Origin of the sequence: Mycobacteroides franklinii (assembly GCF_001853795.1) — a bacterium.
GTDB classification, from domain to species: domain Bacteria; phylum Actinomycetota; class Actinomycetes; order Mycobacteriales; family Mycobacteriaceae; genus Mycobacterium; species Mycobacterium franklinii.
Genome location: NZ_MLIK01000019.1, coordinates 189,059 through 203,479, shown reverse-complemented (window position 1 = coordinate 203,479; position 14,421 = coordinate 189,059). Strand labels below are relative to the sequence as shown.

General features: G+C 65.2%; 10 protein-coding genes, 1 tRNA gene and 1 pseudogene. 8 read left to right on the top strand and 4 right to left on the bottom strand.

Going from position 1 to position 14,421, the window contains the following annotated elements; translation table 11 throughout:
• Positions 1 to 16: 16 nt before the first annotated feature.
• Positions 17 to 1,264 (bottom strand): annotated as a pseudogene (locus BKG76_RS08805) (NADH:flavin oxidoreductase/NADH oxidase family protein).
• A gap of 129 nt (positions 1,265 to 1,393) precedes the next feature.
• Between BKG76_RS08805 and BKG76_RS08800 the strand changes: the two are divergent.
• Complete coding sequence (locus tag BKG76_RS08800) at positions 1,394 to 1,981, top strand: TetR/AcrR family transcriptional regulator (RefSeq protein ID WP_070937322.1); 588 nt, start codon at positions 1,394 to 1,396, stop codon at positions 1,979 to 1,981.
• Position 1,982: 1 nt separating this feature from the next.
• Here BKG76_RS08800 and BKG76_RS08795 read toward each other — a convergent pair whose 3' ends face one another.
• Positions 1,983 to 2,423, bottom strand: coding sequence for a nitroreductase family deazaflavin-dependent oxidoreductase (locus BKG76_RS08795; RefSeq protein WP_070937321.1), 441 nt, complete (start codon positions 2,421 to 2,423; stop codon positions 1,983 to 1,985).
• A gap of 174 nt (positions 2,424 to 2,597) precedes the next feature.
• Between BKG76_RS08795 and BKG76_RS08790 the strand changes: the two genes are divergently transcribed.
• Positions 2,598 to 3,557 (top strand): alpha/beta hydrolase, encoded by a 960-nt coding sequence (locus BKG76_RS08790; protein ID WP_070937320.1) that lies wholly within the window; start codon positions 2,598 to 2,600, stop codon positions 3,555 to 3,557.
• A 92-nt stretch (positions 3,558 to 3,649) separates the two neighbouring features.
• Positions 3,650 to 4,753 carry an NADH:flavin oxidoreductase/NADH oxidase gene (locus BKG76_RS08785; protein WP_070937319.1) on the top strand — a complete coding sequence of 368 codons (1,104 nt, stop codon included), beginning with the start codon at positions 3,650 to 3,652 and terminating at the stop codon, positions 4,751 to 4,753.
• Here the strand turns inward: BKG76_RS08785 and BKG76_RS08780 are convergent.
• Positions 4,750 to 7,059 carry a DEAD/DEAH box helicase gene (locus BKG76_RS08780; RefSeq protein WP_070937318.1) on the bottom strand — a complete coding sequence of 770 codons (2,310 nt, stop codon included), beginning with the start codon at positions 7,057 to 7,059 and terminating at the stop codon, positions 4,750 to 4,752. The genes BKG76_RS08785 and BKG76_RS08780 overlap by 4 nt on opposite strands.
• 341 nt (positions 7,060 to 7,400) lie before the next feature.
• Between BKG76_RS08780 and BKG76_RS08775 the strand changes: the two genes are divergently transcribed.
• From BKG76_RS08775 to topA, 3 genes are all read left to right on the top strand, one after another.
• A complete protein-coding gene (locus BKG76_RS08775; protein ID WP_005064941.1) occupies positions 7,401 to 7,604 on the top strand; it encodes a cold-shock protein in 204 nt (67 codons plus the stop codon).
• Between the two features lie 91 nt (positions 7,605 to 7,695).
• Positions 7,696 to 8,283: a hypothetical protein gene (locus tag BKG76_RS08770; protein WP_070939063.1), complete on the top strand. Its 588-nt coding sequence runs from the start codon at positions 7,696 to 7,698 to the stop codon at positions 8,281 to 8,283.
• 186 nt (positions 8,284 to 8,469) lie between these two features.
• The gene (gene topA / locus BKG76_RS08765; protein ID WP_070937317.1) at positions 8,470 to 11,244 is read left to right on the top strand and encodes a type I DNA topoisomerase; all 2,775 of its coding nucleotides are present in this window, start codon (positions 8,470 to 8,472) and stop codon (positions 11,242 to 11,244) included.
• Here the strand turns inward: topA and BKG76_RS08760 are convergent.
• Positions 11,241 to 12,731 carry an adenylate/guanylate cyclase domain-containing protein gene (locus tag BKG76_RS08760; RefSeq protein WP_070937316.1) on the bottom strand — a complete coding sequence of 497 codons (1,491 nt, stop codon included), beginning with the start codon at positions 12,729 to 12,731 and terminating at the stop codon, positions 11,241 to 11,243. The two genes, topA and BKG76_RS08760, sit on opposite strands and share 4 nt — an antisense overlap.
• A 160-nt stretch (positions 12,732 to 12,891) precedes the next feature.
• Between BKG76_RS08760 and BKG76_RS08755 the strand changes: the two genes are divergently transcribed.
• Together BKG76_RS08755 and BKG76_RS08750 are read left to right on the top strand one after the other, a co-directional pair.
• The gene (locus BKG76_RS08755) at positions 12,892 to 14,100 is read left to right on the top strand and encodes a DNA polymerase III subunit delta' (protein ID WP_070937315.1); all 1,209 of its coding nucleotides are present in this window, start codon (positions 12,892 to 12,894) and stop codon (positions 14,098 to 14,100) included.
• 57 nt (positions 14,101 to 14,157) lie between these two features.
• Positions 14,158 to 14,233 (top strand) — tRNA-Thr (locus BKG76_RS08750).
• Positions 14,234 to 14,421 lie beyond the last annotated feature (188 nt).

Genomic DNA, 14,421 nt, shown 5'->3' with positions numbered 1-14,421 from the left:
TGCCCTGCAATCAAGATTAGACACCGACCGAGGTTGCGGAGTTGTGTCGCGATGCCAACCAGCGTGTGTAATTGCGCAATGCTCGGCGCTGGACGAGTTGATCCACTACCAGCGCTCAGGCTGGCCGCACCCGTGGAGACGGATTGTCGCCGTTGGCCATTCGGCGTAGCTGGTAGCGGACCATCGCCATGCTCGCGGCGGACGCCAGCTGCTTGTTTTTCCATGTGATGGGTCGTAATGCATCGGTGGCACCCTGCCCCTCGCGCCAGCGGAGCGGTAGGTCTGGGGTCACCGCGAGCGCCGTGCCCATCCCTACCGTTGCCACGTTGTTGGCCAGTACCTGTTCGGCAGTGTCACGCCGAGAGATGCCGCCGGTCAACATCAACGGAAGGGTGCTGGTCTTGGCCAAATCGGCGGCAAGGTCCAGGAAGTAGGCCTCGCGCGCGGCGGTACGGCCATCGGTGGGGCGGCCGGTCATCGCCGGGCTTTCGTAGCTTCCGCCGGATATCTCGATCAGATCGACGCCGACGGGCTCGAGCAATGCGATGACCTTGCGTGCGTCGTCGGCGTCGAAACCGCCACGTTGGAAGTCCGCGGAATTCAGTTTGACGGCGACGGCGAAACCGGGGGGCACCACCGCACGGATTGTTCGGACTATCTCGACCAGCAGGCGTGCCCGGTTCTCGAGCGAGCCTCCCCATTCATCGGTGCGGCTGTTGACCAACGGCGAAAGGAATTGCGAGAGTAGGTATCCGTGCGCGGCGTGGACCTCCACCCCGTCGAACCCTGCCTGCTCGGCACGCTGCGCTGTGGTGACGAAACGGGCGATGGTGTCTTCGATCTGGCGGTGGGTCATCGCGACCGGCCTGCCGAATCGCTTGGACTGGCTGCCGATGTCGACGGCGATATCGGACGGGCCCCACACCACACCCGGCATGTTCGCTTGAACCTGTCGGCCGGGGTGGTTGATCTGCATCCACATGCGGGCGCCCGCGGCTTTCCCCGCGTGTGCCCACCGCACGAAGGGATCCAGCGGCGCTTCGGCGTCGAGCACAATTCCGCCGGGACCGGTCAAGGCCTCCGCGTGCACCATCACGTTCCCGGTGATCAGCAGTCCTGTACCGCCGGCACCCCAGCGGCGGTACAGGTTGATCAGCCGATCGTCGGGGACCTGTCCGGCGCCTGCCATGCCCTCCTCCATGGCTGCTTTGGCGATCCGGGAGGGAAGGACCTGTCCGCTGCGCAGCTGAAGGGGTGCGAACAAGTCGTCCGCTCGAAGATTGCTTGTCACAAGAAATGCCCTCCAGGCCTGTAATGTAATCAGTGCTTACAATGTCTAGGCAATACGGTAGGCGTAGATGTAAGCACTGTCAACACTGGTTAGGTTTGAGGTATGGCCATCACGTCGGAGACGTACCACCATGGCGACTTGCCCAGTGCGCTGTTGCGCGCTGCCATGGAGCTCCTCGAAGAGAATGGGGCCAGTGAGCTTTCGCTACGCGCCGCCGCGCGTCGCGCCGGCGTATCGACCGCGGCCCCGTATCGGCACTTCGCCGACCGCAATGCCTTGGTGTCCGCGGTCGCGGCAATTGGCTACCAGCAGTTGGCGACTCAGCTTGCCTCGGCCAGTGCCGCACCTTCCACGGTGGATGACATTGCCGCCGTTGCGGTGGCATATGTGCAGTTCGCACTCGATCGGCCCGGGCTCTTCCGTGTGATGTTCGCCGAGCCCTGCGACCCGAACAATCCCGAACGGACCGCTGCTGCCGCGGCGATCGGTGAGTACTTGCAATCGATCGCCGGGAAGACGTTCCCGGCGTCAGATCCGGAGGCGGCGGCCACCGCGATGTGGGCGCTGGTCCATGGGCTGGCGTTCCTGCACCTCGACGGAAAATTCGAGACCCAGCCTCCCGAGCTAGTGGTGCAGCGCGTTCGCGCGGCCGTGCGCGCTGCGGTTGCGGCCGCCGATCACGAGCACTAGATCAGGCCAGCAGCTCGCAGATCACCACCGGGATTTCGCGCGAGGTCCGCCGCTGATAGCCGGCGTATCCGTTGTACGCCGCGACGATTTGCGGCCAGAGTTCTGCCCTCTCCTGCGTGTCGGCGGTACGGGCGCGCACGCGGTGCCGCCGTCCGTTGATGACCAGCTCGGCGTCGGGACGCGCCTGCAGGTTCAGGTACCACTCGGGGTTTCGGTCATCACCGCCCTTCGAGGCGACCAGGACGACGCGATCGGAGTCGTGGACCGGGGTGGTGAGGTAGCAGGATCGCGGCTGGCCCGACTTGCGTCCGACCGTGTGTAACTCCACCACCGGCATACCGAACGGTTCTGCCAGCAATCGGTTTCCGCTGACCGTGAGTACCACTCGATGAGCGAGATTCATCAACTTGGCGCCGCGGTCTTTCAACGCGTTCTTGCTCATTGCCTGCTCCTTGGGCTGAAGCTCACACTCGGGGACGGGCCTTCCGCGGGCGTGCCGCCAGGAACCGTGTTAACAGTGCAAACATACCAGCGGAGTGAGCGGTGTCAACATTGCATTCGGCACTGTTGAGCGGCCCCGCCGTGACCACCAAATACCTGGCGGTAGCGTGAACGGATGGTCGTCACCCTGCACCCCAAGTCGGGCCTCAAGGTCCGCTTGTCGTTCCTTTTTGTGCTGCTTTTCATCAAGCCGCTGCTGATCGTGTTCCCGGTCTTCGACTCGGCCCTCCGGCAGCTCAAGTGGCTGGACCGTGGCGCACTGCGCGGTCCTGACGCACCAGGCATCGAACGGACGCGGGTGGCATTGGCCAACAGGCCCACGGATCTGATGGTTTCGGCGGGGACGGCGGCTTCGGACTCCGACACCGCCATCCTCTATCTGCACGGCGGTGCGTTCATCGCGTGCGGGCCGGCCACACATCGCAAGATCACCGGCCTGCTGGCCCGCCAGCTCCGGGTCCCCGTCTATGTATTGGATTACCGGCAGCTGCCGGAGGTTGGTGTGGGTTCGTCGGTGGCGGACGCGGTGCAGGCCTACCGCGAGCTGCTGCAGGACTACGCCCGGGTGATCGTCGTCGGCGACTCGGCCGGCGGGTACCTGAGTGGCAAGGTCATCGAATACGCACATGCCCATGGACTGCCGAAACCCATTGCCTATGTCGGCTATTCACCACTGTTGGACCTTGACTTGGCTGCAAACCCGGCCAGCACCAGCCGTCACGACGCGTATCTGCCCAAGGGCAAGCTCAAGAAGCTGGCACCCAAGTTCGACAGGGGGCCAGTGGAATTCACTGGTGAACGACGGGTGATTTCGGTACCCGTCGAGGCGTATCCCCCCACGTTGCTCATCACCGCACAGGATGAATTCCTGGAGCCGGATGCCATCGAACTGGCCGAGAAACTCTCCGCCGCGGGTGTGGTCGCCAAGGTGCACAGCTACTCGTGGCAGTTGCACGCCTTCCCGGCCATCGCAGTCTCCCGCGATACGGCCGAGGCCGTGGTGCTCTCCGCCGATTTCATCCGCGAGGCGCTGTCCGCGGCCGATCAGGGGTCGGCGACCGAGCAGGCGGGCTAACCGGGCGCGGGAAGCATCCCGCGCGTGTATGCGTTGGATTGTGCCGGGCCCGCTCTGCTGGCCGTAGACCCGACGCGAGGAGCCTTCGCACCATGAGCCTGCTGTTCGAGCCATACCGGCTGCGCGACATCACCATTCCCAATCGGATCTGGATGTCGCCGATGTGCCAGTACTCTGCGGATCCGACTGGGCCTCTTGTCGGCGCCCCGAACGACTGGCACCGCACCCACCTGATCAGCCGCGCGGTCGGCGGAGCCGGATTGGTGTTCACCGAGGCCACCGCGGTGAATGCGCGAGGGCGGCTCTCGCCGTACGACACCGGGCTATGGAACGACACCCAGGAGCAGGCCTGGGCGGCCGTCGTGGAACGCATCAAGCATTTCGGTGCCGTGCCGGCCATACAGCTCGGCCATGCCGGGCGCAAGGCGTCGACCGTCGCGCCGTGGGACGGACACGCCTCCTTGGATCCGTCGGACCCGTTGAGCTGGGAGACAATTGGGCCCACCGACCTGCCCTACGGCGACTTCGTGCCGCCCGTGGAGGCCACCACCGCCGACCTCACGAAGATCGTCGAGGACTACGTCAGCACGGCGCAGCGCGCGTTGCGGGCCGGCTTCCAGGTTCTTGAGGTACACGCCGCGCACGGATATATCCAGCACCAGTTCCTTTCTCCGGCAAGCAATACCCGCACCGACGAGTACGGCGGCTCCTTTTCTGGACGGGCCAAGCTCACTCTCGACACCGTCGCCGCCGTTCGTACCGTCTGGCCCGAACATCTGCCGCTGTTCGTCAGGGTGTCGGCGACCGACTGGGTATCGGAGGAGCCGGGACTGGAGGCGGCCAGCTGGACACCCGATCAGACAGTCGAGTTGGCGCGGCTGCTGCAGCCACGCGGCGTGGACCTGATCGACGTGTCGACCGGGGGCAACGTGCCGCATGTGCGGATCCCGACCGGGCCCGGATATCAGGTGCGGTTCGCCCGGCGTATCCAGACGGAGACGTCGCTTCCCGCAGCGGCGGTCGGCATGATCACCGAACCGCACCAGGCCGAATCCATTCTTGCCGCGGGCGACGCATCCGCAGTGCTGCTGGGTCGTGAGCTGCTACGTGACCCGTACTGGCCCCGGCGGGCCGCGCGTGAGCTGGGCGCCGAACTGAGCCCCGCGGTACCCAGGCAGTACGCGCGGGCCTTCTAACCCGGTAGCCGGGACACCACCAGACGCAGCACCTTGACGGCCGCGGTCTTGTCCAGTGGAGAATTTCCATTGCCGCACTTGGGCGATTGCACGCACGACGGACATCCCGCCTCGCACTCGCAGGCATCGATGGCGGCGGCCGTCGCGCCCAGCCAGGTCGCAAGCTTCTCGTATCCCCGGGCCGCGAAACCCGCGCCGCCGGGATGGCCGTCGTACACGAAAACCGTCGGCAGATCCGTCTCGGGCTGAAGCGCGGTAGACACGCCGCCGATATCGCCACGATCGCAGCTGGCCACCAACGGCAGCAGGCCGATCGCGGCATGCTCGGCGGCATGCAGGGCCCCGGGGGTCGAGAGTGGATCGATATCGATGCCCGCCAATGCTTCCGGTGTGACGGTGTACATCACCGCCTTGGTGCTCAGTGTCGAGGAGGGCATGTCGAGCTCGACGAAGTCGAGGACCTCGCCGGTCGCCAGCTTGCGGAGATAACCGATCACCTGGTGGGTGACGTCCACCGGCACCAGCCCGATCTGCACGTCGCCGAGGTCGACCCGTTCACCCTCGCCGGTGATCGCGATATCGATGGTGGACCGGGCGAATGTCGAATAGTCGGGGCTGTCGTTGTGCACCAGGGCAATTCCGTCACCGAAATCGAGTGAATCGACAACATAGGTCTCGCCGGAATGCAGGTAGACGGCGCCCGGATGCACCGTCGCCGGTGCCCGGCCGGTATCGACGGTGCCCAGCACTCGTCCGGTGTCGGCCTCCAGGATCATGACCTGACCACCTATCGATCCACGGATATCCACCGCCGCATACGGATTGAGGCCCGGAGCCGCGAAATATCCGCCCGGACGCTTGCGTAGCAGCCCGTCGTCGACGAGATCGGCGACCACCTGTGCCGCGCCGAGAGAATGCACATCATCTTCGGTCAGGGGAAGTTCTGTTGCCGCGCAGAGCAGGTGAGGCCGCAGCACATGCGGATTGGTCGGATCGATCACGACCGCTTCGATCGGTTTGTCCAAGAGTGCGCCCGGATGGTGTACCAGATAGGTATCCAGCGGGTCATCGCGGGCGACCAGCACCACTAGCGAGCCCTGACCTCGGCGGCCGGAGCGGCCGGCCTGCTGCCAGAAGGAGGCCACGGTGCCCGGGAACCCTGCCACCACAACGGCATCCAGCCCGGCGATGTCCACGCCCAGCTCAAGAGCGTTCGTCGTCGCGGCGCCCGTCAATGTGCCCGTCGATAACGCCTGCTCCAGTGCCCGGCGGTCCTCTGGCAGATACCCCGCCCGATACGCGGCTACCTGGGATGCCAATGCCGGATCGACCTCGGCGAGCCGGTGGGCCGCACCAAGCGCTGTCATCTCGGCCCCACGCCGCGATCTGACGAAGGCCAGTGTCCGCGCGCCCTCCTGGACAAGATCGGCCAGCAGCCGGGAGGTCTCGGTGCTCACCGGGCGTCGTACGGGCGCCCCGTTCTCGCCGGTGATCGGCAGCAGTGGCGGCTCCCACAGCGCGACCGTGCGCATCCCGTGCGGCGATCCGTCGGCGATCACCTCTTGGACGGGCTGCCCGATCAGAGCCCGCGCGGCCGCGCCGGGATTTGCGGTCGTGGCACTGGCGAATACCACCGTCGGGTGCGAACCGTACCGTTCGCACAGGCGCAACAGCCGCTGTAGGACAAGTGCCACATTTGAGCCGAAAACGCCTCGGTAGTAATGGCATTCGTCCACCACGAGGTAACGCAGGCCGCGTAGGAACGCTGACCAGCGGGTGTGGTTGTGCAGCAGCGACACATGCATCATGTCGGGATTGGTGAAGATCCAGCGTGAGCTCTCGCGCGCGAACCGGCGCAGCTCGTTGGAGCTGTCGCCGTCATATGCGCAGGGCAGTACCCGCTCGAAATTGTCAATCCCCGTGATTAATTCGCGTACCGAGCGCAGCTGGTCATGGCCGAGCGCCTTGGTGGGCGCCAGGTAAAGGGCCCGTGCGCGGGACTCGGACGCCAGTGCGGTCAGGATCGGTAGTTGGTATGCCACCGACTTGCCGGATGCGGTGCCGGTGGCTACCACCACATGGCGCCCCGCGAAAGCCAGGGAAGCGGCGGCGACCTGGTGCGACCACGGAACGGTCACCCCCTGGGCCGCGAAAGCGGCTACCGCATCAGGATCGGCCCATCGCGGCCACGTACCCACCTCGGCATTTCGGGCAGGAATATCGCAAATATGCCGTACCGGGGTCTCGCCGCTGGGGGTGCCGGCCACGATCAGATCCAGTAGCTCACGGCCGTAGCCGACAGTCACCGCAAAACCCCTCGTGACCTGCACACTTGTGCCAAAACGGTGCCGAGTTCGTTACCGCATTTGGCCATAGTCCCAGGGTAAGGCAGGCCTAAAGGCGACCGAAGTTTCGCCACTGTTCACCGAACTTCCCGTCATTTATGTGGCACACCGCTATCGCCAACGCCCTAAACATGCTCTACTTAGGGCGGTCGCAGCTTCTGTGTTCGTGTTTTGCACTCGCAGGATCGACGTTGCGGTCGCGGTTCCTGCGAGGTTCATCTTCACGGGGTATGGCGGTCGGAACGGGGCCCGACGTACCGAACGGCGCGTCGCACCCGGTGTAAGAGAAGGAAAATCGAGAAATGCCACAGGGAACTGTGAAGTGGTTCAACGCGGAAAAGGGCTTCGGGTTCATTGCGCCCGAGGATGGCTCCGCTGACGTCTTCGTCCACTACACGGAGATTCAGGGCAACGGATTCCGTACCCTGGAAGAGAACCAGAAGGTTGAGTTCGAGGTAGGCCAGAGCCCCAAGGGCCCGCAGGCTACCGGCGTCCGCGCCGTCTGACCCACATCCGTCGTAGAAACGCCCCTGGCCATGTGCCGGGGGCGTTTCTCGTTCGATGAAATTGATCGCGGAGAAAGTACTGTCTGTGACTGTGAGCCAGCTGTCCTTCTTTTCCGCCGAATCGGTGCCTCCCGAGGTCACCGATTTGGCGGGGCTGCTGGCCGGACCGGGTCAGGTGGTGGTCAGTGGAGCGGGCGCGCGCATCTCGGTGGTCGTGGACCAGCCGTGGCGGGCGTTGGCGCTGGCCGAGATGATCACCGAGACCGGTCTGCAGGCGGAGGTTGGCCACACCGAGACCGGTACAGAGAACCATCCGCTGGTGCGTACTGCCGTGAGTCCGATTCTGCTCCCGGTGGCCGCAGCCTGGACCCGTGGCGCGGTGAAAACCGTGCCCGCACAATGGCTACCGGGTGCACGTGAACTGCGCGCCTGGGTACTTGCCGCGGGCTCGCCGGAGGCCGACAGATATCTGCTCGGGCTGGATCCCCACGCTCCCGATACTCATTCGGCGTTGGCTGCTGCGCTGATGCGTGTCGGCATTGCCCCGACCCTGATCGGAACACGCGGCGCCAATCCCGCGTTACGCATCAGTGGACGACGCCGGTTGGGGCGGCTATTGGAAAACATCGGAGAACCGCCCGGCGATACCGATGCATTCCGCGTCTGGCCGCGGGTCTAGCAGGGTTTTGACAGTGGGTGGGCGAGGACTCGGACACGCTTGTGGCCACCCTGACATCTGGAATACCGGCGCCTATATGCAAGGCTAGGTTTGCGCAATTGGCGTGGGGGTGTCATCTTGTGACCACGGTGAACCGCCCGTACACCGTACATATGCGGCTGAATGCGCAGGTAAGGAGACGAAGCAGTGCGACGGCTCGTCATCGTCGAATCACCGACGAAGGCCCGCAAGATCGCTGGCTACCTCGGCGACGGATACGTCGTCGAATCTTCACGTGGCCACATCCGGGACCTGCCCCGTGCCGCTGCCGACGTTCCGGCCAAATACAAGTCGGAACCCTGGGCTCGCCTCGGGGTGAACGTCGACGCGGACTTTGAGCCCCTCTACATCGTCAGCCCCGACAAGAAGGGCACCGTCACCGAGCTCAAGGGCCTCTTGAAGGACGTTGACGAGCTCTATCTCGCGACGGACGGTGACCGCGAGGGTGAGGCCATCGCCTGGCACCTGCTGGAGACTCTCAAGCCCAAGGTGCCCGTCCGGCGCATGGTCTTCCATGAGATCACCGAACAGGCCATCCTCGCCGCCGCTCAAGACCCCCGTGACCTCGACAACAACCTCGTCGATGCGCAGGAGACCCGCCGCATCCTGGACCGGCTCTACGGCTACGAGGTCAGTCCCGTGCTGTGGAAGAAGGTCGGGCGCAACTTGTCGGCCGGGCGCGTGCAGTCGGTGGCGACACGCATCATCGTCCAGCGCGAACGTGACCGCATGGCCTTCCGCAGTGCCGGGTACTGGGACCTGGGCGCCGAGTTGGACGCCGGGGGCGAGGCCAAGCCGCCGCGATTCAACGCCCGCCTGCTGAGTGTCGACGCCCTGCGGGTGGCCTCGGGACGCGACTTCGACTCTCTGGGACACGTCAAAAAGGCCGACGATGTGTTGGTCCTCGACGAGACCCGCGCCAACGCGCTGGTCGCCGGTCTGGCTCAGGCCACGCTGACGGTCGCCTCCGCCGAGGAAAAGCCGTACACCCGTAAGCCCTACCCGCCGTTCATGACCTCGACGCTGCAGCAGGAAGCCGGGCGCAAGCTGCGGTTCTCCTCCGAACGCACCATGAGCATCGCACAGCGGCTGTACGAAAACGGTTACATCACCTATATGCGTACCGACTCCACGACGCTGTCGGAATCCGCATTGACCGCGGCGCGCAGCCAGGCCGCGGAGTTGTACGGAAACGAATATGTGCACCCTTCGCCGCGGCAATACACGCGCAAGGTGAAAAATGCGCAGGAAGCGCACGAGGCTATTCGCCCGGCGGGTGAGACATTCAAAACTCCGGGTCAATTGCATTCATTGCTCGATAACGACGAATTCCGTTTGTATGAGCTGGTTTGGCAGCGCACCGTGGCCTCGCAGATGGCCGACGCGCGCGGCACCACGCTGAGCCTGCGGTTGGCGGGCACCGCCACCTCCGGCGAGCAGGTGGTGTTCACCGCCAGCGGTCGTACCATCACGTTCCCGGGTTTCTTGTCGGCATATGTCGAGACGGTCGACGAGCTGGCCGGTGGCGAGGCCGATGATGAGGAACGCCGTCTGCCGCAGCTCACGCAGGGACAGACGGTTACCGTCGCCGAGCTGTCCGCGGATGGACACACCACCAATCCGCCCGCCCGCTACACCGAGGCCTCGCTCATCAAGGCGTTGGAAGAGCTGGGAATTGGGCGTCCGTCCACCTACTCGTCGATCATCAGGACCATCCAGGATCGTGGTTATGTGCACAAGCGCGGCAGCGCGCTGGTGCCCTCGTGGACCGCCTTCGCGGTGATCGGGTTGTTGGAGCAGCACTTCGGCCGCCTCGTCGACTACGACTTCACCGCCGCCATGGAGGACGACCTCGACGAGATCGCTTCCGGCAACGAACGTCGTACAAACTGGTTGAACGCCTTCTATTTTGGTGGCGAGCACGGTGTCGAGGGCTCGGTTGCACGCGCCGGCGGACTCAAGCGCCTGGTGGGTGTGAACCTAGAAGAGATCGATGCGCGCGAGGTCAACTCGATCAAGTTGTTCGACGACGAGCAGGGGCGCCCCATCTACGTGCGGGTCGGAAAGAACGGGCCGTACCTGGAGCGCATGGTGGCCGATCCTGATGGTGAAGCCGGGACTCTCATCCCGCAGCGCGCCAACGTCAAGGACGGCGTCACCCCCGACGAGCTGACCGTCGAGATGGCCGAACAGCTGTTCGCGATCCCGCAGGAAGGCCGGACCCTGGGTGTTGATCCAGAAACCGGACACGACATCGTGGCCAAGGACGGACGTTTCGGTCCTTATGTGACCGAGGTGCTGCCTGCCCCGCCTGAGCCCGCCGAGGACGAGAAGCCCAAACGTGGCGCCAAGAAGGTCGAAGGTCCTAAGCCGCGGACCGGCTCGCTACTCAAGACCATGACGTTGGAGACGGTGACACTTGAGGATGCCCTCAAGCTGCTGTCGTTGCCGCGCGTGGTCGGTGTCGATCCGTCCAACAACGAGGAGATCACCGCGCAGAATGGCCGCTACGGCCCATATCTCAAGCGCGGCACGGATTCTCGGTCGCTGGCCACCGAGGATCAGATGTTTACCATCACCCTCGAAGAGGCCTTGAAGATCTACTCCGAGCCCAAGCGCCGTGGCGGACAGGCGGCTTCGGCCGCTCCGTTGCGCGAGCTCGGTGCGGATTCGGTCACCGGCAAGCCGATGGTGATCAAGGATGGGCGTTTCGGTCCTTACGTCACCGACGGTGAGACCAACGCCAGCCTGCGCAAGGGCGACGACGTGCTCTCGATCACCGACGAGCGGGCCTCGGAGCTGCTCGCCGATCGCCGCGCGCGTGGCCCGGTGAAGCGTGCCAAGAAGGCACCCGCGAAGGCGGCCAAGAAGGCACCTGCCAAGAAGGCACCTGCGAAAAAGGCTGCGAAGAAGGCGACTTAGCCGTGACGGGGGCGCGCCACCTGAGTTGACACGGTGCGCCCGCGCAGCTCAACGGTCTCGCCGACGTCCCAGCGCAATGCTTCCTCGTCGCGGGCTTCCATGACCGCGGAGGCCGACGCCAGCACGTTTCCGGGCTCGTTCTTGGCCAGCTCGGTCAGCCGGGCCGCTTCGTTCACGGGGTCGCCGATGACGGTGTACTCGAAGCGAGCCTGGGCGCCGATGTGGCCGGCGATGGCCCGTCCGGCGGAGACGCCGATGCCGAAGTCATTGGAACCCAAAACATTAGTGAGCGCGCCGGACAGCTCGCGGGCGGCCGCCAGCGCCGCGGCGGCACCATCGGGATGGTCGATGGGGGCGCCGAAGATGGCCAGCGCCGCGTCACCCTGGAACTTGTTGACGAAGCCGCCGTGCTTGTTGACGGTGTCGACGATGACCCGGAAGAACTCGTTGAGGACGCGTACGACCACCGCGGGCCCGCGGGTGGACGCGAGTTGTGTGGACCCCACCAGGTCCACGAAAAGCACCGCGACACTGCGCTCTTGACCTCCGAGCTCGGTGCCGTATTCGAGGGCCCGGCGTGCCACATCCTCGCCGACATAGCGACCGAACAGGTCGCGCAGGCGTTGCCGTTCGCCGAGATCGCGCACCATGTCGTTGAACCCGGCCTGCAACAGCCCTAGCTCGCTGGCGTCGTAGATCGGAACGTGCGCGTTGTAGTTTCCGCGCTGCACTTCGCTGAGGGCCCAACGCAACTGGCGCAGCGGATCGGCGATCGACGTCGCCACCAACAGCGTGCCCATCAGTCCGATGGCCAACGCGATGATCGCCAGGATCAGGATTGAACCGGTGAGGTTGTCGGCGTTGGACTTGAGATATCCGGCGCGCTGTCCCACGACGGTGAGCACGATCGCCAGGATCGGCACACCGGTACTCAGCGCCCAGGTGAGTACTTGGCGGACGATAACGCCTGGGGCGGTCACATTTTCGGGTACGCCACGGCGCAGGGCCTGAATGGCGACCGGGCGCAGGACGCGTTCGGACTGCAGGTACCCGATGATGCTGGTCGTGGTGGCGCCCAGCACGGTCGCGAACGCGGCGACCAGTACCGAGCTATGGGTGGACGACCAGGTGACGGCGACGAAGATCGCACCACCGACGAGCCATGTCGCGACGCTGATGACGGTCCGATAGAACGGCATCTGCAGGGCGCGGACGCGGACCCACTCAGAGCCCTCCGATTCGAAGTCGGGGGAGCTGTACTGCCAGCGCAGCACCGGCAGCAGCAGGTAGGTGCTGACGACGGCGCCGGCGATGAACAGGATGAACAGCGAGACGCCGAGGATGACGAGCCGCTCCGGGCCGAGCTCGGATAGTTCGACACGATCACTGGGCGGTAAGCCGAACCGCAGAAAACCCAACACGAACAGCGCGCCGACCAGGTTCGACTGGGCGATACCCATGATGAAGAGGGGCCATGGCGTCCGCATGACCCATCGGGAGTACCGGGCTGCGCGTGCGAGAGGGCGCTGGTCGGGCCTACCCTCCGCGCCAGTCACCCGTTAACCGTAGCTGTCGGCGGTGACGGAGGCGTTTCACACGCCTGAGCGGTGCCCTTGGGGTCGGTGCCGACGGCTAGGGTTGGGGACGATGAGCGGGGTTTTTGAGCGCCTGGTGGATCAGGGAGCGGTGGTTTCGACGCTCTCGTCCTCGGCATTGGCTGCTCGCGGTGGTGACGCGGGCCGGATGACCCATGCGTGGCTGTTTACCGGACCTCCGGGTTCGGGCAGGTCGGTGGCGGCTTTGTGTTTTGCCGCCGCCCTTCAGTGCGAATCCGACGGCGAATCCGTCGGCTGCGGCGAGTGTCGTGCGTGCACGACCACGATGGCCGGCACCCACGCTGACGTGCGCAGAGTCGTTCCTGAGGGATTGTCGATCGGCGTGGATGAGATGCGCGCCATCGTGCAGGCGGCGTGGCGCAGACCGAGCACCGGTCGTTGGTTGGTGGTGCTCATCGAGGATGCCGACCGGTTGACCGAGGGTGCCGGCAATGTGTTGTTGAAGGTCGTCGAGGAGCCGCCACCGCGGACGGTGTTCCTGTTGTGCGCGCCGTCGGTGGATCCCGAGGACATTTCGATCACCCTCCGATCGCGCTGTCGGCATGTGGCGCTCGTCACTCCCTCGGTGGCAGCCATCGCGCAGGTGTTGACGGACCGCGATGGCATCGATGCCGAGCAGGCCCAGTGGGCGGCTTCGGTGAGCGGTGGCCATGTGGGCCGGGCGCGCAGGCTCGCTACCGATGATCAGGCACGGGCCCGCCGGCTTCGGGCATTAGGGCTGGCCAGGGAGGCCGCGACCCCGACGCGGGCATACGCCGCCGCCGAGGAGCTGGTCATCAGCGCCGAGGCCGAGGCCAAGGAGCTGACGGCTGCCCGTAACGAGTCCGAAGAGGAAGAACTGAAGACGGCGCTGGGGGCGGGCGGCACCGGAAAGGGCGCCGCAACGGCGCTGCGGGGGTCCGCAGGAGTCTTGAAAGACCTTGAGCGGAAACAAAAATCCCGGCAGACCCGGGCGTCGCGAGATGCGCTGGACCGCACTCTTATCGATTTGGCGACCTACTTCCGAGATGCCCTGGTGCTTTCGTTCGGTGCCGCCGAGGAGGGGCGGGTGGCCTTGCATCATCCGGATATGGCCGACCGGCTGGAGCCGATGGTGGACAGGGTGCCGCCCGAACAGTTGTTGCAGTGCATCGAGGCGGTCCTGGCGTGCCGAGAAGCGCTGGCGGTCAATGTGAAGCCCAAGTTCGCAATCGATGCATTGGTCGCGACGGCAGGCCAAGCGCTGCGTCCGACGGAATGAGATTGGGCGTCGCGGCAGGGGTGCCGTAGACTCTCGGGCGCCGGGTTCGCCCGGCACGCTGCCCTAGCTCAGTCGGTAGAGCAATTCACTCGTAATGAATAGGTCGGGGGTTCGATTCCCCCGGGCAGCTCCATATCGATTACTCGGTAGCTTTCGCGGCGGCTTTTGCCATCGTTGCGTCCACCCGCTCGAACTCGGCACATGGGATACCTGCCATGGAGTTCTGATGCCCGCCGACCAGGGTGACTCCCGCGGAATCGAATCCCGGGCAGGCCGTGGATTGATCAAACCTTTGACATAAATCACGCTGGCGTCGGGGCC

What these genes read in the sequence shown, in the direction of transcription:
- BKG76_RS08800 (WP_070937322.1), top strand. Translation starts at nt 1,394, where the DNA reads ATGGCCATCACGTCGGAGACGTACCACCATGGCGACTTGCCCAGTGCG.
- BKG76_RS08795 (WP_070937321.1), bottom strand. Translation starts at nt 2,423, where the DNA reads ATGAGCAAGAACGCGTTGAAAGACCGCGGCGCCAAGTTGATGAATCTC.
- BKG76_RS08790 (WP_070937320.1), top strand. Translation starts at nt 2,598, where the DNA reads ATGGTCGTCACCCTGCACCCCAAGTCGGGCCTCAAGGTCCGCTTGTCG.
- BKG76_RS08785 (WP_070937319.1), top strand. Translation starts at nt 3,650, where the DNA reads ATGAGCCTGCTGTTCGAGCCATACCGGCTGCGCGACATCACCATTCCC.
- BKG76_RS08775 (WP_005064941.1), top strand. Translation starts at nt 7,401, where the DNA reads ATGCCACAGGGAACTGTGAAGTGGTTCAACGCGGAAAAGGGCTTCGGG.
- BKG76_RS08760 (WP_070937316.1), bottom strand. Translation starts at nt 12,731, where the DNA reads ATGCGGACGCCATGGCCCCTCTTCATCATGGGTATCGCCCAGTCGAAC.
- BKG76_RS08755 (WP_070937315.1), top strand. Translation starts at nt 12,892, where the DNA reads ATGAGCGGGGTTTTTGAGCGCCTGGTGGATCAGGGAGCGGTGGTTTCG.